Source organism: Paenibacillus dendritiformis, assembly GCF_021654795.1.
GTDB lineage: Bacteria > Bacillota > Bacilli > Paenibacillales > Paenibacillaceae > Paenibacillus_B.
In genome coordinates, this window is record NZ_AP025344.1 from 5614079 (window position 1) to 5637500 (window position 23422).

Genomic DNA, 23422 nt, shown 5'->3' on the forward strand with positions numbered 1-23422 from the left:
TCCCACATCTGTCACGCAGACCCGATTAGTCTTCGATGACGATACCCATGCTGCGGGCTGTGCCTTCAACCATGCGCATAGCCGATTCTACGGATGCCGCATTCAGGTCTGGCATTTTTTGCTCAGCGATTTGGCGAACCGTGTCGCGCTTCACTGTAGCTACTTTCTTTTTGTTTGGCTCGCCGGAACCTTTTTCGATCTTGGAAGCCACTTTCAGCAATACTGCTGCTGGAGGCGTCTTCGTGATGAACGTAAAGGAGCGATCCTCGAATACTGTGATTTCAACAGGAATGATAAGGCCTGCTTGATCGGCAGTCTTCGCGTTGAATTCCTTACAGAATGCCATGATGTTCACGCCTGCTTGACCCAATGCTGGACCGACCGGCGGCGCAGGATTCGCTTTCCCTGCAGGAATCTGCAATTTTACCACTTTGATGACTTTTTTTGCCATTGTCGTACACCTCCTTGCGCTAATATGTGAGTCCGGAGCAAGCCCCTCTCACATTAGAAAACCTGTCAAAGATGTATTAAATCTTCTCCACCTGATGGTAATCCAGTTCAAGCGGGGTTTCCCTTCCAAACATGTTAACATGGACCTTCAACTTCGCTTTATCGAGAAGGATCTCTTCGACCGTGCCGACAAAGTTAGCGAAAGGCCCTACCTTAATGCGTACCGATTCCTTCAACTCGAAATCGACCTTCGGCTTCGGCTCTTCCATTCCCATCTGCCGCAAAATCTGTTCAACCTCTTCCGGCATCAGAGGAATCGGCTTGGAGCCGGATCCGGTGGAACCGACAAATCCAGTGACGCCCGGCGTATTGCGGACAACATACCAAGATTCATCCGTCTGGATCATCTCAACCAAAACATAGCCAGGGTAAACCTTGCGCATGACGGTTTTTTTCTTGCCGTCTTTGTTCACCAATTCTTCTTCCATCGGAACAAGAACCCGGAATATCTTGTCTTCCATTCCCATGGATTCGACGCGCTTTTCCAGATTGGCTTTCACTTTGTTCTCATACCCGGAGTAGGTATGAACAACGTACCATCTCTTTTCCATAACTAAGCCACCTTGGGACTTTATTAAATAATCGCTTCGACGATCGCGGAAATCCCGATGTCAAGGACCCAGAAATAAAGCGTCATAAAGATAACCGTCCCCAATACGACCAGCGTATAGCTTGTCAGTTCTTTACGATTGGGCCAGCGAACTTTTTTTAATTCACCCCAGCTGTCGGCAAAGAAGGAAAACAATGAACTGAAAGGTTGTTTCAGTTTCCCGAAGAAAGCCACGGACTACACCTCCATCAGACTTATCTCGTTTCGCGATGAGAAGTATGCTCGTTGCAGAACTTGCAGAATTTCTTCAACTCAATGCGGTCTGGGTGATTGCGCTTGTTCTTTGTCGTCGTGTAGTTGCGTTGTTTGCAGCTCGTGCAAGCCATCGTAATAATTACCCGCATGTAGTACACCTCCTGAAGACACCTTATTGTGATAAGAAGCGTCGAAATTATAGTCTAACGAATACGGATACGCCCTCCTGCCCGATGACAGGGAGCTTCCGTTCCCGCAAGCTGAATAAGCCAAGCTTACTCAGTAATACGTACGCATATTTAGGCCTACCTAAAACACTTTATCACAAGGGTCAATTGAAGTCAATGAAAAGATAGCGCTGCTGTGGGGTTCGCAGGGCTTCCTCGCTATGCCGTAGAACAGCTGCTTGCTGGTAAATCCGCTCTCTCGAATCGACTATTATTCATTATTGTGGAATCTGAACAAATCTAAACCTGCGACGATGAGGCAATCGACAGACAAGGCGATAGGGGCGGTCAGCAGAAGGGGAGAGTTGGGCAAAAAAAGAAAGCGTCCGGCCTCTCCTCGCAGAGGGTGTTCAAAAAGTCCGCTTGTGATCACGAGCAGCTCAGGCAGGCAGCATCGAATCTTGCGCTTCCTCTCGGAGAGAGCCAGCTTCGAAGCATGTTTCCAAGAGAAACATTTTAGCCGATCATGCAGCCTCAACTACATCCCGATGCTCTTTACTCGTGCTCAAGCAACCTTCCGGCGCGGAGCGCCAGCCTTTTTGAACAAGTTTCTTATAGAAGCCACGGACACTTTTCTTCTACTCTTCTCCGTCGCCGTCCCGCAGTTCCAGATAGCGCTCCAGCTTGCGCTTGACGCGCTGGAGGGCGTTGTCTATCGACTTGACATGGCGATCCAGGTCAACGGCAATCTCCTGATAGGATCGGCCATCCAAATACAACATTAGCACTCTGCGCTCAAGATCGCTCAAAATCTCGGCCATCTTGTCTTCCAGTCCGACGAATTCTTCCTGATTGATAATCAACTCTTCGGGATCCGACACGCGGGAGCCTCCGATAATATCAAGAAGCGTGCGGTCCGAATCCTCATCATAGATCGGCTTGTCCAAGGATACATAGGAGTTCAATGGAATATGCTTCTGGCGCGTTGCCGTCTTGATTGCGGTAATGATCTGCCTCGTGATGCACAGTTCGGCAAACGCCTTGAATGAAGCCAACTTATCGCCCTTGAAATCCCGGATTGACTTATATAATCCGATCATACCTTCTTGTACGATATCCTCGCGATCGGCTCCTATCAAAAAATAAGAGCGTGCCTTGGCACGTACGAAATTACGGTACTTGTTAATTAAATACTCTAGCGCTTCGCTGTCTCCCTCACGAACTGCGTCGACGAGAAGTTCATCCGACAACCGTTCGTACGGACAGGGGGTGCTCAATGCTCTGAGGTCAACACTCACTAGCAATCCCTCCGGCCTGCAACGCAATTCACCGTCACATCACAAATGATAGATTCAGTATATATGAATCTATCTCGCACCGTCAACCAAGGAAAGCCTTATCCGGCGCGGAATTCCAGCTATTCGACAAATTGTCCTAATCTTCTTCCCCCCGGCGCATCCGTTCGAGCTTCAGCAGTTGGTCGAGGCTGAGCTTTCCTTCCAGCGGATTGCGCTTCACCGGCTTCGAGGCATGCTCGCGAATCCGGCTCTCCACCTCCCGCCTCGATTGCTCCACGATGATCCGAAGCTCGCGTGCCGATATCCGCAGCGCGCCGAGGCCGAGGACGACGCGCTGCTCTGTCATATCCGAAGTGGCAACATAGATCTGGCGCCGGCGATGGGAGAGCTCCTTGACAAGACGCTCGATGCATTCGTCCGCCGTCTCCTTCTCCTTCGTGAAGTAGACTTCGATCTTGCCCTGGGTATAGGTAGCCCCCAGACCGGGGACGCGGTAGGCGTCAAAGACGGCGATGACCCGCCGGCCGGAATACGCCTGGTATTCCGCCAGGTTGTCCAGCAGGCGGTCGCGCGCGTCCTCGAGCCTCCGGTCTGCCAGCTGCTTCAGCTCGTGCCAGGCGCCGATCATATTGTAGCCATCGACCAACAGCACGTCGCGCCAATCTTGCTGGCGCATTCTCAGCCGCGGCGCCGGCGCACGACCTCATACATGAATATCCCGGCGGCGACCGACGCATTTAACGAATTGATCTGTCCGGCCATCGGAAGCTTCAGCAGCGCATCGCAGGTCTGCTTGACGAGGCGGCCCATGCCCTTGCTCTCATTTCCGATGACCAGCGCGAGCGGCATCGTAAACAGGTCCGTCTCGTACAGGTCCTGGGTCGCGGACACATCGGTTCCGACAAGCCAGACGCCCCGCTCCTTCAACTGCTCCATCGTCTGCGCCAGATTCGTTACCCGCGCGACCGGCACATATTCCACGGCGCCGGCGGATGTTTTGGACACGGTGGCGGTCAAGCCGACCGAACGCCGCTTCGGAATGATGACGCCATGCACCCCCGTGCAGTCGGCCGTCCGCAGAATCGATCCGAGATTATGCGGATCCTCGATCTCGTCGAGGATCAGGAGGAACGGCGTCTCTCCCTTCGCCTCCGCCCGGGCGAGGATGTCGTCCACCTCCACATAGCCGTAAGCGGCCACCTGGGCGACGACCCCTTGATGCTGAACGCCCTCGGCCATCTGATCGAGCTTGCGCTTGTCCACGGTCTGAACGATGACGCCCGCCTTCTTCGCTTCGGCGGTAATCGGCTGCGTCAGATGCTTCTGCGCGTTGTCCGCAATCCATATTTTATGAATGGTACGGCCGGAGCGGAGCGCCTCGGTGACCGAGTGCTTCCCGGCAATGTATTCTTCCATGTCTCTGCTGCCTCCCGTAATTGTTGCTTCCTATTGCCTCTCACTGCTTATTCCGGGTTGTACCGGCTGTCGCGGCCGGGCCGGCTTGGGCGAATGTTCGCCTCCGGAGCGGGCATCCAATTCCCGCTCCCCCGGCCACTTCGCCGCTATCCTTTAATCGGGCTTCCCGCGCGCACCCGCTTGTGACGGCGCTTCCTCCCCATCCGGCGCCTGCACGATGATCTCGGCCAGCTCCCGAATTCGGTCGCCGCGGCCGATAAAGTACAAGTAGCCGAACAGCGCCTCCAGCGCCGTCGCCTGGCGGTACTCATTCACATTGGCGCTCTTCGGCACCGCGGACTTGGCATTGCGCCCCTGGCGAACGATGTCCGCCTCCTCCGCCGTCAGCATCGGCGCAAGCCGCGCAAGCGCCCGCGCCTGCGACTTGGCCGACACGTAGCGTGTCGCCTGCCGGTGCAGCACCTGCGGCCGGTGGTTCGGCATCGAGATGAGATACTGCCGGATCGCCATCTCATAGACCGCATCGCCCATATACGCCAGCACGATCGGCGGCAGCAGCTTCGGCTCCTTCGCCGGCGGGTAAGGGAACAGCCATGTCCCTCCCGCCTCTGCGCCGTCCGGGCGCACGGCATTCATTCCCTGTTCCTCATTGTCATTCCTCACGTCTGTTGCTCCGTCCTTTGTATCCGGCTGCACTCGCGGCTCCCTCATTTGCGGCGCCAACGGATGCCCTGCGGCGTATCTTCCAGGATGATGCCCTGAGCGGTCAACATATCGCGAATCTCATCGGCGCGCGCCCAGTTCTTCGCCTGGCGCGCTTCGGCGCGCTCCTGAATCAGGCGGTCGATCTCCTCGTCAAGCAGTTCCTCTTCCTCCTGCTCCGGTACGAGCCCGAGGACATTGTTCATCGCCTCGAGCGCATCGAGCAGCGCTTGCAGATTCGCCGTCCGCCGTTCGTCCTCGCTTCCCTGCTGCATCGTGCTGTTCGCCAGGTTCACCCAATCGAACATGGCCGTAATCGCATCGGCCGTATTGAAGTCGTCCTGCATCTTCGCGTCGAACGTATCGAGGATGCCGGCCAGCTTCTGCTGCAACGCCTCGTCCGGCTCGCGCTCCGCGGTGTCCTCCGCCGACTTGAGCAGATGGCGTAGATTCTGGACCGCATTGACGATGCGGCCCACGCTCTTCTCGGCCTGCATCATCGCTTCCTCGCTGAAATTGAGCGGATTGCGGTAATGGGTGGCGAGGATGAAGTAGCGGATCGCCTCCATTTTGTAACGCGCGCGGAGTTCCTTGACGATGACGCCGTTGCCGAGCGATTTCGACATTTTTTCGTTGTTGATATGAATGTACCCGTTATGCATCCAAATATTCGCGAGCGGCTTGCCGGTCAGCGATTCGGATTGCGCCACTTCGCACTCGTGATGCGGGAATTGCAGATCCTGGCCTCCGCCGTGAATATCCAGCGTATCGCCCAAAAACTTGCGCGCCATGGCGGAGCACTCGATATGCCATCCCGGACGGCCCTCGCCCCACGGGCTCGGCCACGAGATCTCTCCCAGCTTCGCCGCCTTCCAGAGCACGAAGTCTTCCGGATTCTCTTTCCGCTCGTCGACCTCGACCCGGATGCCGTGCTGCAGCTCCTCCAGGTTCTGATGGGAGAGCTTCCCGTATTCTTGGAACCGGTTCGTGCGGAAGTAGACATCCTTGCCGGATTCGTAAGCATAGCCTTCCTCCACCAGATTGGCGATGAAGGCGATAATTTCCCCGATATGATCGAGCACGCGCGGATTGTGCGTCGCGCGGCGCACGCCGAGGCCATCGATATCCTCATAGAACGCCTGGATGAACCGTTCCGCGATGACAGGCACGGGATCGCCCGTCTCCATCGACTTGCGGATGAGGCGATCGTCCACATCGGTGAAATTCACGACATAATTCACTTCATAGCCGATCTGTTCCAAATAGCGCCGCACCACATCGAAGACGATCTGAGGGCGGGCATTTCCGATATGAATATAATCGTACACGGTCGGGCCGCATACATACATGTTCACCTTATCCGGATTGACCGGAACGAACGTTTCCTTGCGGCGCGTCATCGTGTTGTAAATCTGAAGCGTCATGTTGAGTTAACCTCCCTGTTTCATGTGCCCGTACGGGCTATTGACGTTGCGCAAGCTCTGCGGAGCCCTCGCGGGGGGCCGCCGTCTCCTGCTTGTGCTGCTCCAGCTCCGCGCGCAGCGCATCGATCTCCCGCTGCATCCCGCGCAGCATATCAATGACCGGATCCGGAAGCTGGGCATGGTTGAGCCGGTCGACGCGGATGCCGTCCTGCTTCACGATCCGGCCCGGAATGCCGACGACCGTGCAGTTGGCCGGCACCTCCCGCAGGACGACGGAGTTGGCCCCGATATTCGAATTGTCCCCGACCTTGAACGACCCGAGCACCTTGGCCCCGGAGGCGATAACGACATTGTTCCCGATCGTCGGGTGTCGCTTGCCTTTCTCCTTGCCGGTACCGCCAAGCGTGACGCCTTGGTAGATCACGACATCGTTCCCGATCTCGCAGGTCTCGCCGATAACGACGCCCATGCCGTGGTCGATGAACAGCCGTTCCCCGATGCGGGCGCCGGGATGTATCTCGATGCCCGTAAAGAAGCGGCTCACCTGGGAGATAATGCGGGCGATCGTGAACCAGCGGTGCTTATAGAACCAATGCGCCGCCAGATGAGCCCAGATCGCGTGCAGGCCGGAATAGGTAAAAATCACTTCAAATCGGCTGCGTGCCGCCGGGTCGTTCTCGAATACGGCCCGGATGTCGGATTGCATTCTTCGGTAAATGCGTCGCATGACCCGTCCCCCTCTTCTTTGTCGGCTTGCTTCGTTCATCATACGGTGGTCGGAGAACACGGTGTTCGGGATTTCCGCATGCGTGTACTCCAAATGTGTACTTCAAAAGTGTGCTTCAAACGTACGCTTCAAACGTGGACTTCAAAATGTACTTCAAAAGTGTAGTCCAAGCATGCATTCCAAAATGCTGTAAAATTACATGATTTTCATTAACGCCGGCGAGCACCTGAATGAATCCTGCAAATATACAGGAATTCTCGCCGCTTTTGCCGAGTTTCGCCCTAATCCCGGAAAAATACTGCATTCTAGCAGCAATTTACGCAGATTCCCGCTCCGAGACGAGAAATTGATGCATTTTTGCAGGATCAATGATTTTACAAGGGCCCTTCGAGCCCTTCACACAAAAAATGCCTCCGCAGCCGGTATCGGCTGCAGAGGCGCAAGGCGCGGTTCCACTCTGCATAGACAGCGATGAGGCGCCGGCAGCCCTTTGGCAAGGATCCGGCTGCACCAACGGATATCGCTATCCATCTTCACTGTCCCGTAACGCGGACAACCCGCCGCCCCCTACCCGTGCCGTGGCACGCTCAAGGACGGAGCTTCCGGGCGCAACGCGCCAGCTGCGAACCGGAACGACTTGCAGCCTGCCAGGCCTTGGCTGTCTGCCGCGTCCTGCCGGTCGTTCTCTCTGTGCGGTTCGGTGTCGCTGGCGCTCTCCCGTTCAACGCCTTTTTTCGGATGATTCGGCTTCCTGTCGTCGATTATTGAGCATCGTCTAACCTATCGGTACGAAGTCCCGACAATCCCTGCAGTCCCACTAATCCTGATGCTTCCCAGTATATCGGATCGGTCCTCCGAATGACAATAAGAAGTTGGACCCCTAGGCTTTGCGCGGACATTTATGACCCTTGACCGAGGGGGCCCGCATTGGCACTCCTCGCCGTAACGGTCCCGCATCTGCACTCCTCGCCGTGACGATTCCGCATCTGCGCTCCACGCCGTGACGATTCCGCATCTGCGCTCCACGCAGTGCCGGTTCCCCAGCTACACGCCTAGGCGCTGACAGACCGCCGGTCCTGCCGCTGCCTGCCCGCCTGCCCGCCTACGCGCGTTGATGGAGACGGTTGAGTACGGTTTCTTTGCCGAGCAGCACGATCGTCTCGTTCAGATCCCGCCCGTGCATCTGGCCGGATACGGCGACACGGACCGGCATGAACAACCCTTTGCCCTTGGCGCCGGTCTCCTTCTGCACTTCCTTCAGAGCCGCCTTGACCGTGTCGGCGTCCCATGCCTCCGCCGCTTCAAGCTTGGCGTGCAGCGCCTGCAGCACCGCCGGAACCTGCGGCTCCTCGAGGATGGCCTTGGCCTCTTCCTCTAGCGCCAGCTCTTCGCGGAAGAACATTTCCGACAGCGCGACGATGTCCGAAGCGCAGGTCATCTGCTCCTGATACAGCTTCACGAGCGCTTTCGACCATGCCTGCTGCTCCTCGCTCATCGTCTCCGGCAAGCGCCCCGCCTTCTGCAAGTGCGGAATGGCCAGCGCCGCAATCCGCTCCGGATCCGCCTGCTTCATGTATACGTTGTTCAAGTGAGCCAATTTGTTCGTATCGAATACGGCGGGACTCTTCGACAACCGGTTCGCGTCGAAAATCCGAATCAGCTCCTCGCGGGAGAAAATCTCTTCTTCACCTTCCGGCGACCAGCCAAGCAGCGCGATGAAGTTCAGCATCGCTTCCGGCAAATAACCGAGCTGCTCGTACTGCTCCATGAACTGGATAATCGACTCGTCCCGCTTGCTCAGCTTCTTCCGGTTCTCGTTTACGATGAGCGTCATATGCCCGAATACCGGCGCTTCCCAGCCGAACGCTTCGTAGATCATCAATTGGCGCAGCGTATTGGTGATATGATCCTCGCCGCGGAGCACATGCGAGATGCGCATCAAATAATCGTCGAGCACGACCGCAAAGTTATAGGTCGGAATGCCGTCCTTCTTCACGATGACCCAGTCGCCGGTCGTCTCCGAATCGAACGTAATCTCCCCTTTGACGAGATCGTGGAATGTATAGGAGCGCTGCTCCGGCACACGGAAGCGGATGCTCGGCTGGCGGCCTTCCGCTTCGAGGCGCGCCCGGTCCTCCGCCGTCAGATGACGGCAGGTGCCCGCATACTTCGGCGTCTCCCCTCGCGCCATCTGCGCTTCCCGCTCCGCCTCCAGCTCCTCCTCCGTGCAGTAGCAGCGGTAGGCGAGACCGCGCTCAAGCAGCTCATCCACATGCTTGTTATAAATATCGAGACGCTCGGTCTGACGGTACGGCCCGTATTCCCCGCCGACATCGACGCTCTCGTCCCAATCCATGCCGAGCCATTTCATATACTTGAACTGATTCTCTTCGCCGCCTTCCACATTGCGCTTCACGTCCGTATCCTCGATGCGGACGATAAAGTCGCCGCCGTGATGGCGTGCAAATAAATAGTTGAATAATGCCGTGCGCGCATTGCCGATATGCAGATGTCCTGTCGGACTTGGCGCATACCGGACACGAATGTCGTTGCTCATTCGAATTCCCCTCCGGACCCATTGCCTAGTCTTGAATCTATCCAATTATGATACCATATCACCGCGAAACGTGAAATAAGCACACGACCGCTTGAGCCGCAATGCCTTCCCCCCGGCCCGTGAAGCCAAGCTGTTCGGTCGTCGTCGCCTTGACGTTGATCTGCGACACGTCCGCTTCCAGGAGACGCGCCAGGTTAGCGGCCATCTCCGGGACATACGGCAGCATCTTCGGCTTCTGCGCGATAATCGTGCAGTCGAGGTTGCCCAGCCGGTAGCCCCGCTCCTTGGCGAGCGCCCAAACCTTCTCCAGCAGGACGCTGCTGTCCGCGTCCTTGTAGGCTTCATCGGTATCCGGGAAGTGCTTGCCGATATCGCCCAGCCCGAGCGCCCCGAGCACCGCATCGCTGACCGTATGCAGCAGCACATCCGCATCCGAGTGGCCAAGCAGCCCCTTCTCATACGGAATGCGCACCCCTCCGATAATGCAAGGACGGCCTTCCACCAATTGGTGCACATCGAAGCCTTGTCCTACTCGTATCATGTTCTGCCTCTCCCTTCATCATTCCATCCGGTCTTCCCGCTCTCCCCCGGCGCCGCCGCACGGCGGCCGAGCCACCAGGACGCCCACTCCAGATCGTCGGGCGTCGTCAGCTTCACATTCGTGTACTCGCCTTCCACGATGCGAACCTCCATCCCGGCCCGCTCCGCCAGCATCGCATCGTCTGTGCCGATGAATCCGTCCGCCGCGGCCTGTTCATGCGCAGCCATCACGTCGGCAAGACGAAAAGCCTGTGGGGTCTGAATCGCCCACAAGCTGCGTCGGTCCGGCGTCGCCGTAATGACGCCTCCGTTCACCTGCTTAATCGTATCCTTCACCGGCACGGCCAGGACGGCCGCCCCGTGCGCTCTGGCAGCCCGGTAGCAGGCCTCTACGCTGCCCGTCTCCACGAACGGCCGCACGCCGTCGTGTATCAGCACGTAGTCCAGTCCCAACGCCTGGATCGCCTGGAGCCCGGCATATACGGAATGCTGCCGCTCCGCGCCGCCGGGGACGATGGCCCGGACCTTGTCCAGGCCGTACTCCTCCTGCCAAGCGGCGCAGCGGGCCGTATCCTCCGGGGAGACGACCCAGACGATGGCTTCGCATGTCTGCATCGTCTGGAAGCGCTCCAGCGTATGTATAATGACCGGCTTGTCCAGCAGCGTCAAATATTGCTTGCTCTCCGCGGCCCCCATGCGCGAGCCTCTGCCGGCCGCCACGATAACCACTCCAAAGCCCTGTTCCATCCCTGTCAACCTCCATGATGGTGCTCTTCCCATCATACCTGTTTTATTGGGCTTTTTCCAACAGTTTCGGCTTGGCAAAAATCATGCGTCCGGCCGACGTCTGCAGCACGCTCGTCACGAGCACCTCCATCGTCATGCCGATGTATTCGCGCCCGCCTTCGACGACGATCATCGTGCCGTCATCCAGATAAGCGACGCCTTGGCCATGTTCCTTGCCGTCCTTGATGACTTGGACGACGATTTCCTCGCCGGGAAGGACAACCGGCTTGACCGCATTGGCCAGGTCGTTGATGTTCAGAACCGACACGCCCTGCAGCTCGCATACTTTGTTCAAGTTGAAGTCGTTCGTAACCACTTTGCCTTTCAAGACTTTGGCCAGCTTCACCAGCTTGCTGTCCACCTCGGAGATCTCCTCGAAGTCTCCTTCGTAGATCAGGACCTTCACTTCCAGTTCTTTTTGGATTTTATTCAAAATATCCAAGCCCCTCCGGCCGCGGTTACGCTTCAGCAAGTCCGACGAGTCGGCGATATGCTGCAGCTCCTCCAGCACGAATTCCGGGATGACGATCGTCCCTTCAATGAATCCTGTCTTGCAGATGTCGGCGATGCGGCCGTCGATAATGACGCTCGTGTCCAATATTTTATGCTCCTCGGCGCGCAGCTCTTCTTCCTCAGCCACCGGCTCGCTCAGCCATGGCAGGGCGGCGATCCATTCCGCCAGATCCTGCTGCTTCATCAGCGCAATCTGCATGCCCGCGCTGGCGAACAGCACCAGCAACACCGCCGACAGCATCAGCCCGGCACTTCCGAATTCGCGCAGCAGCGGCGTCAGCAGCGCGGCAAAGCAGATTCCGGCGAAAGCGCCCGCCGTACCCGTAACCAAGGTTCCTGTGGACATGAGCGTGATTCTCTCCCGCCATTCATTCCAGCTTTTTGCCAACGGCATAAAAAGTACACGACTGAGTACAAATAAGCAAAATGCCCCGCCCAAGGCCCAAGCGAGCCGGCCGGCAGATAGTCCCGGATTCGCCAATCCCGTGAAGCCCATGGTCTGGGCGTACCAATAGCCATGGAACTCCCAACCGGCCCAGGCGCCGATCACGCCCGCCATTCCGGTAAACCAACGTTTGAACATGTGCGTCCACCTCCTCACTTTCAATCGATTTCCTTACAATTATGGCCCAAGATCCCATCTCCTAATCGTTCACTTCCAGATTTTCCTGCCTGTCCAAGTTGAAATCTGGTAATTCAGAGACGTATAATGGACATGAAACCGTGTTGTGAGCGATTTATGCGGGCTGTGCGCCGCATCATATCAAGAATAGAGGTGGATGGAAATGAGTACTCCCAATTTGCAAGCGCTCCAAGAGCAAGTAGCCGATCTTGTCCTGCGACACCGGAGCCTGTTGGACATTCTGTCCAAGTACGGCCAGTCCGACGCCTCGGTTAACCGTGCCGTGACGAAGGCAATCACAGAATGCGGATGCCTGGAGGTTCACGCCAAGCGGCAGCCTTACAGGGCAGAGATGGACGTGGAGGAAGCTCGCCAGTCCCTCGAAAGCCATGTTCACGGCCATTTATGCGAAAATTGCAAAGATATCGTGAAGCATGAACTGGGCAAGCATCTGTTCTACATGTCGGCTCTGTGCAACCTCCTCGACATCAGTCTCGACGATGTAGTGAAGCAGGAATCCAGCCGGTGCGATACGCTCGGTATCTTTAACTTGTCTTGAAGAAGCAGCTGCATGCGCGGCTGCTTTTTTGTGTCAAGGTATGCAAAAAGCCCTCTCCGCCGATGGAGAGGGCTTCTTCGGTATAAACTCATGAACGATAGCAAGTGCAGGATGCCGTTACGAATGCTTCGAGCGGACCCATTCTTCCGAATCGCGCTGTTTGCCTCGGCGCCGTTTCAGCATCCTAACGTTTTTTTTTAAGCCGAGCAGTGCGTACAGAACCAGCGGCACGAAAATGAGCTTCGGCGTCTGTTCCGGCTTCCAGAGCGCGATGCCGACAGCTGCCGCGATGACGAAAGGCGTCAGCCAGAGCGCTTTTTTGGAAATGCCGACCTTTTTGAAATTCGGGTATTTCACGGTGCTAACCATTAAGTACGATAATAAAAGCATGGCGATGATAAGGTACGGTGCCGGAATGCTTTCATGGAACAGCGCCAAGGTGCAGGCTACGCCGCCTGCGGCCGGAATCGGCAAGCCGATGAAGTAGCCCGGAATGCCTGCCTTCACGTTGAAGCGGGCCAGCCGGAGCGCCCCGCAAATCGGGAAGATGGCGGTAACGACCCAACCCAACGCCGGGTTCATATCGCTAAAAGCGACCACGTACATAATAAATGCCGGCGCCACACCGAAGGAAATGACATCGGACAAGGAATCGAGCTCTTTGCCGAATTCGCTCTGCGCGTTCAAGGCCCGGGCCACGCGGCCGTCTAGACCGTCCAGCAGCATTGCGATGATAATCATGAGAGCAGCCAAATCATAATTATTATGAAACGCAAGCATGATGGAAATGATTCCGAGGAACAGGTTACCAACGGTAAACAAGCTCGGAATGGACTTTGTAATCATAGGTTCACCTCTAATTTTACTATGCCCAACGTTCATCTTTTCATTGTAGGAAAATCAAATTTGCCTGTCAATGAATACCTGCTCCTGAATACGCTTGAGCCCTTCCTTGATGGCGCGTGCGCGCACTTCGCCAATTCCGTCCACGTCATCCAGTTCTTCGATCGTAGCCATCATGACGTGAGGCAAGTATTGGAACGTATCTACCAGGTTCTGAATGATGACGTTCGGCAAGCGAGGAATCTTGCTCAGCACGCGGTAACCGCGCGGAGATACCGATTCATCCTGGATGGCGCTTGTCGTCGGGTAACCGAGCAGCCGTATCAGATGGTGCGCGTCCAGCAGCTCGTCGGCGGTGCTCTTCTTCAGTTGAACGAGAATCTCGCGGACTTTGTCATCCCCGTTGTCGCGGGCATAATCCTTGAGCAGCAGCCACGCATCCTCTTCCGTGTTGCTCACCAATTCCTCCAACTGCATGCTGATGAGACGGCCTTCCGTTCCCAGTTCGTTGATGTATCGCTTTATCTCCATTTTAATACGTAATACCATCTCGATCCGTTGCAACACATTGACGACATCGTACAGCGTCACTTGCTCCTCGAATTCGGAAGCGGTTAAGTTCGTCATTCCCTGAACGAGCACGGCTCGATATTTCTCCAAGGTCTGAATCGCCTGATTCGCCTTCGTCAGGATGACGCCAATCTCCTTCAGCGCATACCGGAGGCTGCCTTGGTACAGGGTAATGATATTGCGGCGCTGGGATATCGATACGACCAGCTTGCCCGTCTGCTTCGCGACCCGCTCCGCCGTGCGGTGGCGAATCCCCGTCTCAATCGACGGGATGGAGGAATCCGGGATCAGCTGCGTGTTCGCATACAGGATCCGCTTCACGTCTTCGCTCAAAATGATCGCGCCGTCCATCTTGGCCAACTCATACAAGTAGCTCGGCGAGAAATCGCTGTTGATGGAGAAGCCGCCATCGACGACCTCCATCACTTCCGGGCTGTAGCCGACGACGATAAGCGCGCCTGTCTTCGCCCGGAGCACGTTCTCCAGTCCGTCGCGGAACGGAGTGCCCGGCGCCACCATGCGCAACAGATCGTTCATAATATCCTGCTGACTGTCCTTCATTCTATATCTAAGCCCCCTAACCTAACGCTGCGGTCAATGCTTCCGCTACCGTATTTACGCCCACTATCTCAATATGTCCAGAAGGGGTCCATCCCCGCAGGCTTTTCTCTGGCAAAATAATCCGCTTGAAGCCCAGCTTCTCGGCTTCCTTCACGCGCTGCTCCGCACGGGACACCGCGCGCACCTCTCCTGTCAGTCCCACTTCGCCGAAGACGACATCATACGCCTGGGTCGGCATATCGCGGAAGCTCGACGCCAAGGCAACCGCAATCGCAAGATCGACCGCCGGCTCATCGAGCTTCAGCCCCCCGGCTACATTCACATAGGCATCCTGGTTCTGAAGGAACATGCCCATGCGCTTCTCCAGCACGGCAATGATGAGCGACAACCGCTGATGATCGATTCCCGTCGACATTCTCCGCGGCGAAGGGAAGTTCGTCGCCGACACGAGCGCCTGCATCTCGACAAGGACCGGGCGCGTCCCTTCCAAGCTGGCGACGACCGTCGAGCCGGAGACCCCCAGCGGGCGTTCCTGAAGGAACATCTCGGACGGATTCTTCACTTCCGTCAAGCCGCCTTCCGTCATCTCGAAGATGCCGATCTCGTTCGTGGAACCGAAGCGGTTCTTCACGGCCCGCAGGATGCGGTACGAATGATGGCGCTCGCCTTCGAAATAAAGCACGCAGTCCACCATATGCTCCAGCATGCGGGGGCCGGCGATGGCTCCTTCCTTCGTCACATGGCCGACGAGGACGGTCGCGATGCCTCTTCCCTTCGCAATGCGCATGCACACGCTTGTGCATTCGCGAACTTGGGCCACGCTGCCGGGAGCCGATTCGACTGACGGCTGATATACCGTCTGGATCGAGTCGATGACGAGAAAATCGGGGCTCATGGCCTCGATCGCCTCTTCGATATACTGCAAATTCGTCTCGCTCAGAACGAACAGCCGCTCGGACAGCACCCCGAGCCGGTCCGCGCGCAGCTTCGTCTGGCGCGTCGATTCCTCGCCGGACACGTACAGCACCTTCAACCCGCTGGCTGCCAGCGCGTTGGACGCCTGGAGCAGCAGCGTCGATTTGCCGATGCCCGGGTCGCCGCCCACGAGGATGAGCGAGCCCGGCACCACGCCGCCGCCGAGCACGCGGTTCAATTCATCGATCGTCGTGGACAGGCGCGCTTCCTGTTTACTTTCTATTTGTATGATCGATTGCGGTTTTTCTTTCGTTTGAATGAGGGAAGTGTGGACGCCCGCCGTCTTGACGACCGTCTCCCGCTCCTCCACCATCGTGTTCCACTCGCCGCAGCCCGGGCATTTGCCCATCCACTTCGGGGATTCATATCCGCAATCCGTACAGAAAAACTTGGTTTTTACTTTAGCCATATGAGCCGACACTCCTACTGACTCATCATTGTATAGGTTGCCACATCTATATTAGGTTTATCGGCATAACGCAATACAAAGATAAAGCGTGACAAATTTTTACTGGCTTTTGCCGAAGATTGTACATTATCTTTAAGTTTACCATTTTTAAGTAGGGGGTGAAAGGACTTTCGCATTTCATGAAAAAAACGCATCTCCTCCCGAAGGAGGAAATGCGCTCGGATGGATGGATCCTATGAAAATGTCAGGCCTTGGCCGGCGTATTGCGAAGCACGACCAGATTGCCGTCCTGTTCGTCGATCGTGACGGAATCGCCCTTCTCGATGTCGCCCTTCAGCAATTCCTCGGACAGGCGATCTTCGATATGCTTCTGAATCGCCCGGCGGAGCGGACGCGCTCCGTAGGCCGGATCGTAGCCTTCCTTGGCCAGGAACGCCTTCGCCGCATCGGTCAATTGGAAGTCGACATCCTGCTCCTTCAACCGCTTGCGAAGCTCCTCGGCCATCAGGGTTACGATCTCGGCGATATGCTTCTCTTCCAGCGAGTGGAAGACGATAATCTCGTCAATCCGGTTCAAGAACTCCGGACGGAAGCTCTTCTTCAATTCAGCCATCACTTTATCTTTCATATTGTTGTAGTCGCGCTCATTGTTGTCGGAAGAGGTGAAGCCCAGCGTCGTATTGCGCTTGATCGCCTCGGCGCCGACATTCGATGTCAGAATGATGAGCGTGTTGCGGAAGTCGACGACCCGTCCCTTCGAATCGGTGAGGCGTCCATCCTCCAGCACCTGCAGCAGGATGTTGAATACTTCCGGATGCGCCTTCTCAATCTCATCGAGCAGCACGACGGAGTATGGCTTGCGGCGCACCTTCTCGGTCAGCTGGCCGCCTTCCTCATAGCCGACATATCCCGGAGGAGCTCCGACCAGGCGCGCGGTCGAATGCTTCTCCATATACTCCGACATATCGATGCGGATAACCGCGTTCTCGTCGCCGAAGAGCGACTCCGCCAGCGCGCGGGCCAATTCCGTCTTCCCGACTCCGGTCGGACCGAGGAAGATGAAGGAGCCCATCGGGCGCTTCGGATCCTTCAAGCCTGCGCGTGCCCGGCGAATCGCCCGGCTAACGGCCTTGACTGCTTCATCCTGGCCGATGACGCGCTCATGCAGCACCTCTTCCATATTGAGAAGACGCTGCGTTTCCTCTTCCTTCAGCTTGACGACCGGCACGCCGGTCCAGCTGGAGACGATCTGGGCGATATCTTCCGGCGTAACCTCGGAATCCATGCGGCCCTGCTTCTCCTTCCACTGGTTCCGTACCGAATCCAGCTCCTCGCGCATCTTCTGCTCCGTATCGCGAAGCGCGGCCGCCTTTTCGAATTCCTGGCTCTGCACGGAAGCGTCCTTCTCCTTGCGGATGTCTTCCAGACGTGCTTCCAGTTCCTTTAGGTTCGGCGGTACCGTGTAGGAATTCAAGCGTACTTTGGACCCAGCTTCGTCAATCAGGTCGATGGCTTTGTCCGGCAGGAAGCGATCCGTAATATAGCGGTCGGACAGCTTCACGGCCTGCTCAATCGCTTCATCGCTAATCTTGACGCGGTGATGCGCTTCGTAGCGGTCCCGCAGCCCTTTCAAAATCTGAATCGTCTCTTCGATCGTCGGCTGATCGACCGTAATCGGTTGGAAGCGGCGCTCCAGGGCGGCGTCCTTCTCGATATATTTGCGGTACTCATCCAAGGTCGTGGCCCCGATGCATTGGAGCTCGCCCCGAGCCAGCGCCGGCTTCAAAATGTTGGACGCATCGATAGCGCCTTCCGCTCCGCCCGCGCCGATGAGCGTGTGCAGCTCGTCGATGAACAGGATGATATTCCCCGCTTGGCGGATCTCATCCATAATTTTTTTCAACCGATCCTCGAATTCGCCCCGGTACTTCGTGCCGGCTACGACGGAGCCCATATCGAGCGTCATAACGCGCTTGTCGCGCAGCGTCTCCGGAATCTCGTTGTTGATAATCTTCTGGGCGAGCCCTTCCGCTACCGCGGTCTTCCCGACACCCGGCTCTCCGATGAGGACCGGATTGTTCTTCGTGCGGCGGCTCAGCACCTGGATGACGCGCTCAATCTCCTTGCTGCGGCCGATGACCGGGTCGAGATTGCCTTCCTTGGCTGCAGCCGTCAGATCGCGCGCCAGTCCGTCCAGCGTCGGCGTGCTCACATTCTGGGATTGCCCGTGATGGCTGGATACCGCTTCGCTGCTGCCCAGCAGCTGCAGCACTTGCTGGCGCGCCTTGTTCAGGCTGATGCCGAGGTTGTTCAGCACGCGGGCCGCGACGCCCTCGCCTTCCCGAATCAGGCCCAGCAAAATATGTTCCGTGCCCACATACGTATGGCCAAGCTTGCGGGCTTCGTCCATGGACAGCTCAATGACTTTTTTGGCGCGCGGAGTGTAGGCGATATTCGTAGGCTGCTCCTGCCCGCGGCCAATCAAGGATTCGACTTCGTCCTGAATCTTCTCCAGGCCGAGGCCGAGGGCCACGAGCGCCTTGGCTGCGATGCCTTCGCCTTCCCGGATCAGCCCGAGCAAAATATGCTCGGTTCCGATATTGTTATGTCCGAGACGCACGGCTTCTTCCTGCGCCAATGCCAATACTTTCTGGGCACGTTCCGTAAATCTTCCGAACATCATATTCAAGCACCTCCATTGGTCGTTTTCGATTTGGTTAATTTGTCGCGTATCAATCTAGCCCGATACATGTCTCGTTCTTCCGTAGACAATGATTTCTTGTATATATGCTGAAGGAAGCCTGGCTGTGTCATCACGAGCAGTTCATTGAAGTCGGAAGGATCGAGATGGTTCAAAATATTGAGATCCGAACCAAGACGGATATCCGACAGCCGTTGGGCCGCTTCCTTGGAATCCATAATTGCCGCATGCTTCAATATTCCGTAGGATCGGCAAATGCGATCCGTCAGGCGCATGCGGTTATTCTCGAGCAGCTGGTCGCGGGCCGTCTTCTCATGCTCGATAATCTGCTTCACGACACTGTACAGGCTGTCGATAATCTCGGCTTCCGATTGGCCAAGCGTAATCTGGTTCGACACCTGGAACAGATTGCCTATCGCTTCGCTGCCTTCGCCGTAAATGCCGCGCACCGCCAGACCCACCTGGGTAACTGCCTGGAGAATGCGGTTAATCTGCTGCGTCATGACGAGGGCCGGCAAGTGCATCATGACGGAGGCCCGAATCCCTGTCCCCACATTGGTCGGGCAGCTGGTCAAGTATCCCCGCTTCTCGTCGAACGCGTAATCGACACGCGCTTCGAATATGTCATCGATCCGGCTGGCCTGCTCCCACGCTTCCCGAATCTGCAGTCCCGGGTACAGGCATTGAATGCGCAAATGATCTTCCTCGTTCAGCATAATGCTGATCGATTCATCCTCGCTCAAAATGACCGCTCCATTGCGCGATTCATTCACGAGGGTCGGCGAGATCAAATGCTTCTCAACCAGCACCTGCTTCTCCAGATCGCTTAGTTCCGCCAGGTTCCATCGATGAAAAGACGTATGGAAGCCTGACATCTCCGGCTGCTCCATGACCGCGGCCAGCTGGTTCAGCACTTCGACCGATTGCTGGTTCGTCGCAAGCAGCGGGAACGGCACGCCGCACAGGTTACGCGCTACGCGGATGCGGCTGCTGATGACGATCTCGGAGTCCGGTCCCGTGCCGCGCATCCAGTCACTTATCGCATGCTCCATGAATTGGCGTTGGGCCATTTTCGTCAACTCCTTTCACCTTGCCGATCATTCATTCTATCGCTCAGGGGGTTAGCCATGCTGAGCAGACGAGTCAGGGCCCCCTTCGTTCCCTTCCTTCTCCAGCTGCCGAATACGGTCGCGCAGCTGCGCCGCCCGTTCGAATTCTTCCTGGGCAATGCTCTTCTGAAGCTCGAGCTTCAGCTCATCCAGCTCGCGCTTGCGTTGAATGCGCCCGCCGCCGCGCTTCGGAATTTTGCCGGTATGAACCGTATTCCCATGAACACGCTTCAGCAGCGGATCGAGCCGGTTGCCGAAGAAGGAATAGCACTCGTCACATCCGAAGCGGCCCAGCTTCCCGAACTGGGAGTGGGTCAGCCCGCATTTCTCGCAGCGCATCGCCTGAGGCTTCTGCGCACCGTAGTCGCCGCTTCCCTTGGCTGCTCCGCCGGACAAATCGAAGTCGAGCAGTCCTGACAGCAAATTATGGATGGAGAAGCCGTTAGCCGTGCCCGGTATCCATTCGCCTTTCTCACGGGCACACGATTCACAGATGTGGAATTCCGTCTTCTGCCCGTTAATGATTTTCGTAAAGTGCAGAGTAGCCGGCTTCTGACCGCATTGTTGACACATCATGGCCATTCTCCTCCTTATCCTGGTGGATTCACTTATTGTAAAGGGATCGGCAGTCGGATTGGGCCTGCTTCCCCCGGGTTAAAATAAAGGCAGATTACCTTATTGCTTGCTTAACAGCCCGAGCAGCATCGCCCGCAGGAGACGGGCGCGGATCTCGTCCCGGTAGGGCAGCTTCACCGCCAGATTGTCGCGTGATACCGCCGCTCGCAGCAGTATCGCTTCCCGCCGGGAAATGACGTTCGCTTCTTCCAGTTGATATATGAGCCCTTCCGCTGCCTCCTGCCCGATCCGATTCCCGATCGATTCGCATAGATGGGCATGAATCGCACGCTGATCCGGCAGCTCAATCCGCTGGATGCGGATATACCCGCCGCCGCCGCGCTTGCTCTCCACAACGTAACCCTTCTCCAGAGTGAAGCGAGTGCTGATCACATAGTTGATCTGGGAAGGAACACAGGAGAACTGCTCTGCGAGATCATTGCGCTGAATCTCCACCGCGCCTTCCGGACTATCGATCAACATGATTTTCAAATGCTGCTCAATCAAATCGGAAATATTGCGCATCTTCTGCCCTCCCTTACGTCCATTTCTCTCTATATTAGCTTTAACCATTTTTGACTGTTACTTATTCGGTGATGACAAAAACAATGGGTTTTTGTCAAATTAAGTCTGACTTTGACTTTCTTTGACCTTGATTTTATGATAGCACTTTTTTCTTATGGTTTCAAGCGGCTTTTTCATACGCTTGGTCCTTATTTAGTCTACCAAAAATTCACCTAGAATAAACTTGGACTACAAAAAGAAATGAGGGGATACGGTTGGCGTAGAAGGGGATTCGCCGCTGCATCGAGCAGGGCATTGAAGCGTGGAGCGGGCATAGCCACAATGTTTTTTGTGCAAGCTTATCGATTGAGATCCCCCGCCCGCAGCCACTAATCCGGGCTTATTCACAATGACTCATTCTGAACAATGCTGAAGATAATCCATTGCATCTCATTGTGAGAGGTGAAGGTCAGACAATTATAACATAAGGAGTTAAGACAATCAGATTAGTAAGGACCTTGCGGTCTGGTGGGATATGTTGAAAAGGAGGGGATGGCCAGTCATTTCTTTAATGGCATTAACAATGTGGATGGAGACACTGCCTGTCTGAGTTCAGAAGAGCTGCTTGTTCGATATCTCCTTTTCGTGAATCTGTGGATATCCATTCTTCGAAAGCAGCATTTCCGTTGGAAATTGTGAACATTCCGTGGATATTGTGTATGAAAATGTGGATGATGAGGATAACATGCAGCATTTTGCAGTTCAAAAAGATATTCACAGGTGGATAACATTTTTTATTATGCCATTTGGGACTAATAAGTAACATTTCGTGGCTTCGTCGGGCCTGACCTTAGACGCAGACTCGTTGAAGGAAATCCTGCAAGAACGCAGGAATTGGTTGAGCAGGGGAACTCCAAAAAGAGAATCCTGCAAAAGTGCAGCAATTTCCGGCGTTTTGCGTAGACTTCCTTCAAAAGAGAATGAAAAGATGCAGTTTTGCAGGAATTCGGCCGTTTATCGACCCAAACGGTAAAAAATACTGTATGTATGCAGCATTTCAGGGTCCGCCGTCTGATCCGACTGCGTTCGCCCCGGGGGTATGATTCTCAGGAAAATAAAAAAACCACCGACAGAAGTCAGTGGTCTTTGTCTGCTTGGCAGCGTCCTACTCTCCCAGGACCCTGCGGTCCAAGTACCATCGGCGCTGGAGGGCTTAACGGTCGTGTTCGGGATGGGTACGCGTGGAACCCCTCCGCTATCGCCACCAAACAGATAAGGTATTGTACCTTAAAAACTGAATGCGAAAGCAAATCATCAAATCATCTTCGTTAGGATAAGCCCTCGACCGATTAGTATTGGTCAGCTCCATGCATTGCTGCACTTCCACCTCCAACCTATCTACCTCGTCGTCTTCAAGGGGTCTTACCAATGTGGGAAATCTCATCTTGAGGGGGGCTTCACGCTTAGATGCTTTCAGCGCTTATCCCTTCCGTACTTGGCTACCCAGCTATGCCTCTGGCGAGACAACTGGTACACCAGCGGTACGTCCATCCCGGTCCTCTCGTACTAAGGACAGCTCCTCTCAAATTTCCTACGCCCGCGACAGATAGGGACCGAACTGTCTCACGACGTTCTGAACCCAGCTCGCGTACCGCTTTAATGGGCGAACAGCCCAACCCTTGGGACCTACTTCAGCCCCAGGATGCGATGAGCCGACATCGAGGTGCCAAACCTCCCCGTCGATGTGGACTCTTGGGGGAGATAAGCCTGTTATCCCCAGGGTAGCTTTTATCCGTTGAGCGATGGCCCTTCCATGCGGTACCACCGGATCACTAAGCCCGACTTTCGTCCCTGCTCGACTTGTAGGTCTCGCAGTCAAGCTCCCTTCTGCCTTTGCACTCTTCGAATGATTTCCAACCATTCTGAGGGAACCTTGGGGCGCCTCCGTTACTCTTTAGGAGGCGACCGCCCCAGTCAAACTGCCCGCCTGACACTGTCCCCGAACCGGCTTCACGGTCCCAGGTTAGAACTCCGATACGATCAGGGTGGTATCCCAACGGCGCCTCCACCGAAGCTGGCGCTCCGGCTTCCCAGGCTCCCACCTATCCTGTACAGACCGTACCAAAGTCCAATATCAAGCTGCAGTAAAGCTCCATGGGGTCTTTCCGTCTTGTCGCGGGTAACCTGCATCTTCACAGGTATTAAAATTTCACCGGATCTCTCGTTGAGACAGCGCCCAAGTCGTTACGCCATTCGTGCGGGTCAGAATTTACCTGACAAGGAATTTCGCTACCTTAGGACCGTTATAGTTACGGCCGCCGTTTACTGGGGCTTCGGTTCATAGCTTCGCTCTAAGAGCTAACCACTCCCCTTAACCTTCCAGCACCGGGCAGGCGTCAGCCCGTATACTTCGCCTTACGGCTTCGCACAGACCTGTGTTTTTGCTAAACAGTCGCTCGGGCCTATTCACTGCGGCCCCCTCGGGCTATAAACCCTACCGGGGCACCCC

The 23422-nt window shown here is 56.0% G+C and carries 22 protein-coding genes and 2 rRNA genes (1 of these 24 only partly in view); 1 reads left to right on the top strand and 23 read right to left on the bottom strand.

Translation table 11 applies throughout. From position 1 onward, the window contains the following. Window positions 1-25: 25 nt before the first annotated feature. From rplK to L6439_RS25050, 14 genes are all read right to left on the bottom strand, one after another. Window positions 26-451 (bottom strand): 50S ribosomal protein L11, encoded by a 426-nt coding sequence (gene rplK / locus L6439_RS24985; RefSeq protein WP_006676477.1) that lies wholly within the window; start codon window positions 449-451, stop codon window positions 26-28. 76 nt (window positions 452-527) lie between these two features. Next, window positions 528-1061, bottom strand: a complete 534-nt coding sequence (nusG, locus tag L6439_RS24990; protein WP_006284329.1) for a transcription termination/antitermination protein NusG — start codon at window positions 1059-1061, stop codon at window positions 528-530. Between the two features lie 23 nt (window positions 1062-1084). Further along, window positions 1085-1276, bottom strand: a complete 192-nt coding sequence (gene secE / locus L6439_RS24995) for a preprotein translocase subunit SecE (protein WP_172879079.1) — start codon at window positions 1274-1276, stop codon at window positions 1085-1087. Between the two features lie 38 nt (window positions 1277-1314). After that, window positions 1315-1464, bottom strand: a complete 150-nt coding sequence (gene rpmG, locus L6439_RS25000; RefSeq protein ID WP_006676475.1) for a 50S ribosomal protein L33 — start codon at window positions 1462-1464, stop codon at window positions 1315-1317. A 656-nt stretch (window positions 1465-2120) separates the two neighbouring features. After that, the gene (sigH, locus tag L6439_RS25005; protein WP_040730925.1) at window positions 2121-2780 is read right to left on the bottom strand and encodes an RNA polymerase sporulation sigma factor SigH; all 660 of its coding nucleotides are present in this window, start codon (window positions 2778-2780) and stop codon (window positions 2121-2123) included. 136 nt (window positions 2781-2916) lie between these two features. Further along, window positions 2917-3456, bottom strand: a complete 540-nt coding sequence (locus L6439_RS25010; RefSeq protein WP_197253690.1) for an NYN domain-containing protein — start codon at window positions 3454-3456, stop codon at window positions 2917-2919. A 2-nt stretch (window positions 3457-3458) separates the two neighbouring features. Beyond that, complete coding sequence (gene rlmB, locus L6439_RS25015) at window positions 3459-4196, bottom strand: 23S rRNA (guanosine(2251)-2'-O)-methyltransferase RlmB (protein ID WP_213471535.1); 738 nt, start codon at window positions 4194-4196, stop codon at window positions 3459-3461. Window positions 4197-4349: 153 nt separating this feature from the next. Then, window positions 4350-4832: a Mini-ribonuclease 3 gene (locus tag L6439_RS25020; protein ID WP_213471536.1), complete on the bottom strand. Its 483-nt coding sequence runs from the start codon at window positions 4830-4832 to the stop codon at window positions 4350-4352. A 71-nt stretch (window positions 4833-4903) separates the two neighbouring features. Further along, window positions 4904-6322: a cysteine--tRNA ligase gene (cysS, locus tag L6439_RS25025; RefSeq protein ID WP_213471537.1), complete on the bottom strand. Its 1419-nt coding sequence runs from the start codon at window positions 6320-6322 to the stop codon at window positions 4904-4906. A 37-nt stretch (window positions 6323-6359) separates the two neighbouring features. Next, complete coding sequence (cysE, locus tag L6439_RS25030) at window positions 6360-7049, bottom strand: serine O-acetyltransferase (protein WP_168182410.1); 690 nt, start codon at window positions 7047-7049, stop codon at window positions 6360-6362. 1102 nt (window positions 7050-8151) lie between these two features. Beyond that, entirely contained in the window at window positions 8152-9606 is a 1455-nt protein-coding gene (gltX, locus tag L6439_RS25035; protein WP_213471538.1) for a glutamate--tRNA ligase, read from the bottom strand. 58 nt (window positions 9607-9664) lie between these two features. Further along, window positions 9665-10147, bottom strand: a complete 483-nt coding sequence (ispF, locus tag L6439_RS25040) for a 2-C-methyl-D-erythritol 2,4-cyclodiphosphate synthase (RefSeq protein ID WP_168182412.1) — start codon at window positions 10145-10147, stop codon at window positions 9665-9667. Next, entirely contained in the window at window positions 10144-10893 is a 750-nt protein-coding gene (gene ispD, locus L6439_RS25045; RefSeq protein ID WP_213471539.1) for a 2-C-methyl-D-erythritol 4-phosphate cytidylyltransferase, read from the bottom strand. The genes ispF and ispD overlap by 4 nt, the downstream gene beginning before the upstream one ends. A gap of 43 nt (window positions 10894-10936) precedes the next feature. Then, window positions 10937-12028 carry a PIN/TRAM domain-containing protein gene (locus L6439_RS25050; RefSeq protein ID WP_213471540.1) on the bottom strand — a complete coding sequence of 364 codons (1092 nt, stop codon included), beginning with the start codon at window positions 12026-12028 and terminating at the stop codon, window positions 10937-10939. Between the two features lie 202 nt (window positions 12029-12230). On the opposite strand from L6439_RS25050, the gene L6439_RS25055 reads away from it, so the two are divergent. Then, window positions 12231-12626, top strand: coding sequence for a nucleoside triphosphate pyrophosphohydrolase family protein (locus tag L6439_RS25055; protein ID WP_168182415.1), 396 nt, complete (start codon window positions 12231-12233; stop codon window positions 12624-12626). Between the two features lie 117 nt (window positions 12627-12743). Here the strand turns inward: L6439_RS25055 and pssA are convergent, their stop codons facing one another. The 9 genes from pssA to L6439_RS25100 all read right to left on the bottom strand — a co-directional run. After that, entirely contained in the window at window positions 12744-13472 is a 729-nt protein-coding gene (gene pssA, locus L6439_RS25060) for a CDP-diacylglycerol--serine O-phosphatidyltransferase (RefSeq protein ID WP_168182416.1), read from the bottom strand. A gap of 54 nt (window positions 13473-13526) precedes the next feature. Then, window positions 13527-14600: a DNA integrity scanning diadenylate cyclase DisA gene (gene disA / locus L6439_RS25065; protein ID WP_006676462.1), complete on the bottom strand. Its 1074-nt coding sequence runs from the start codon at window positions 14598-14600 to the stop codon at window positions 13527-13529. A gap of 16 nt (window positions 14601-14616) precedes the next feature. Next, entirely contained in the window at window positions 14617-15984 is a 1368-nt protein-coding gene (radA, locus tag L6439_RS25070) for a DNA repair protein RadA (RefSeq protein WP_213431080.1), read from the bottom strand. Window positions 15985-16228: 244 nt separating this feature from the next. Next, window positions 16229-18667, bottom strand: coding sequence for an ATP-dependent protease ATP-binding subunit ClpC (gene clpC, locus L6439_RS25075; protein ID WP_197253712.1), 2439 nt, complete (start codon window positions 18665-18667; stop codon window positions 16229-16231). Window positions 18668-18669: 2 nt separating this feature from the next. Continuing rightward, on the bottom strand, window positions 18670-19755 hold the full coding sequence (locus L6439_RS25080) for a protein-arginine kinase McsB (RefSeq protein ID WP_168182419.1): 1086 nt from the start codon (window positions 19753-19755) through the stop codon (window positions 18670-18672). Window positions 19756-19806: 51 nt separating this feature from the next. Next, on the bottom strand, window positions 19807-20370 hold the full coding sequence (locus L6439_RS25085; protein WP_213471541.1) for a protein-arginine kinase activator protein McsA: 564 nt from the start codon (window positions 20368-20370) through the stop codon (window positions 19807-19809). A 99-nt stretch (window positions 20371-20469) separates the two neighbouring features. Continuing rightward, entirely contained in the window at window positions 20470-20934 is a 465-nt protein-coding gene (locus L6439_RS25090; RefSeq protein ID WP_168182421.1) for a CtsR family transcriptional regulator, read from the bottom strand. Between the two features lie 1131 nt (window positions 20935-22065). Beyond that, window positions 22066-22182, bottom strand: a 5S ribosomal RNA gene (gene rrf / locus L6439_RS25095). 60 nt (window positions 22183-22242) lie between these two features. Then, window positions 22243-23422: ribosomal RNA gene (locus L6439_RS25100) — 23S ribosomal RNA — on the bottom strand; it runs 1765 nt beyond the window's last position.

Coding starts and splice junctions, on each gene's coding strand:
- rplK (WP_006676477.1), bottom strand. CDS start 451: ATGGCAAAAAAAGTCATCAAAGTGGTAAAATTGCAGATTCCTGCAGGG.
- nusG (WP_006284329.1), bottom strand. CDS start 1,061: ATGGAAAAGAGATGGTACGTTGTTCATACCTACTCCGGGTATGAGAAC.
- rpmG (WP_006676475.1), bottom strand. CDS start 1,464: ATGCGGGTAATTATTACGATGGCTTGCACGAGCTGCAAACAACGCAAC.
- L6439_RS25010 (WP_197253690.1), bottom strand. CDS start 3,456: ATGCGCCAGCAAGATTGGCGCGACGTGCTGTTGGTCGATGGCTACAAT.
- rlmB (WP_213471535.1), bottom strand. CDS start 4,196: ATGGAAGAATACATTGCCGGGAAGCACTCGGTCACCGAGGCGCTCCGC.
- L6439_RS25020 (WP_213471536.1), bottom strand. CDS start 4,832: ATGAATGCCGTGCGCCCGGACGGCGCAGAGGCGGGAGGGACATGGCTG.
- cysS (WP_213471537.1), bottom strand. CDS start 6,322: ATGACGCTTCAGATTTACAACACGATGACGCGCCGCAAGGAAACGTTC.
- cysE (WP_168182410.1), bottom strand. CDS start 7,049: ATGCGACGCATTTACCGAAGAATGCAATCCGACATCCGGGCCGTATTC.
- gltX (WP_213471538.1), bottom strand. CDS start 9,606: ATGAGCAACGACATTCGTGTCCGGTATGCGCCAAGTCCGACAGGACAT.
- ispF (WP_168182412.1), bottom strand. CDS start 10,147: ATGATACGAGTAGGACAAGGCTTCGATGTGCACCAATTGGTGGAAGGC.
- ispD (WP_213471539.1), bottom strand. CDS start 10,893: ATGGAACAGGGCTTTGGAGTGGTTATCGTGGCGGCCGGCAGAGGCTCG.
- L6439_RS25050 (WP_213471540.1), bottom strand. CDS start 12,028: ATGTTCAAACGTTGGTTTACCGGAATGGCGGGCGTGATCGGCGCCTGG.
- L6439_RS25055 (WP_168182415.1), top strand. CDS start 12,231: ATGAGTACTCCCAATTTGCAAGCGCTCCAAGAGCAAGTAGCCGATCTT.
- pssA (WP_168182416.1), bottom strand. CDS start 13,472: ATGATTACAAAGTCCATTCCGAGCTTGTTTACCGTTGGTAACCTGTTC.
- disA (WP_006676462.1), bottom strand. CDS start 14,600: ATGAAGGACAGTCAGCAGGATATTATGAACGATCTGTTGCGCATGGTG.
- radA (WP_213431080.1), bottom strand. CDS start 15,984: ATGGCTAAAGTAAAAACCAAGTTTTTCTGTACGGATTGCGGATATGAA.
- clpC (WP_197253712.1), bottom strand. CDS start 18,667: ATGATGTTCGGAAGATTTACGGAACGTGCCCAGAAAGTATTGGCATTG.
- L6439_RS25080 (WP_168182419.1), bottom strand. CDS start 19,755: ATGGCCCAACGCCAATTCATGGAGCATGCGATAAGTGACTGGATGCGC.
- L6439_RS25085 (WP_213471541.1), bottom strand. CDS start 20,370: ATGATGTGTCAACAATGCGGTCAGAAGCCGGCTACTCTGCACTTTACG.
- L6439_RS25090 (WP_168182421.1), bottom strand. CDS start 20,934: ATGCGCAATATTTCCGATTTGATTGAGCAGCATTTGAAAATCATGTTG.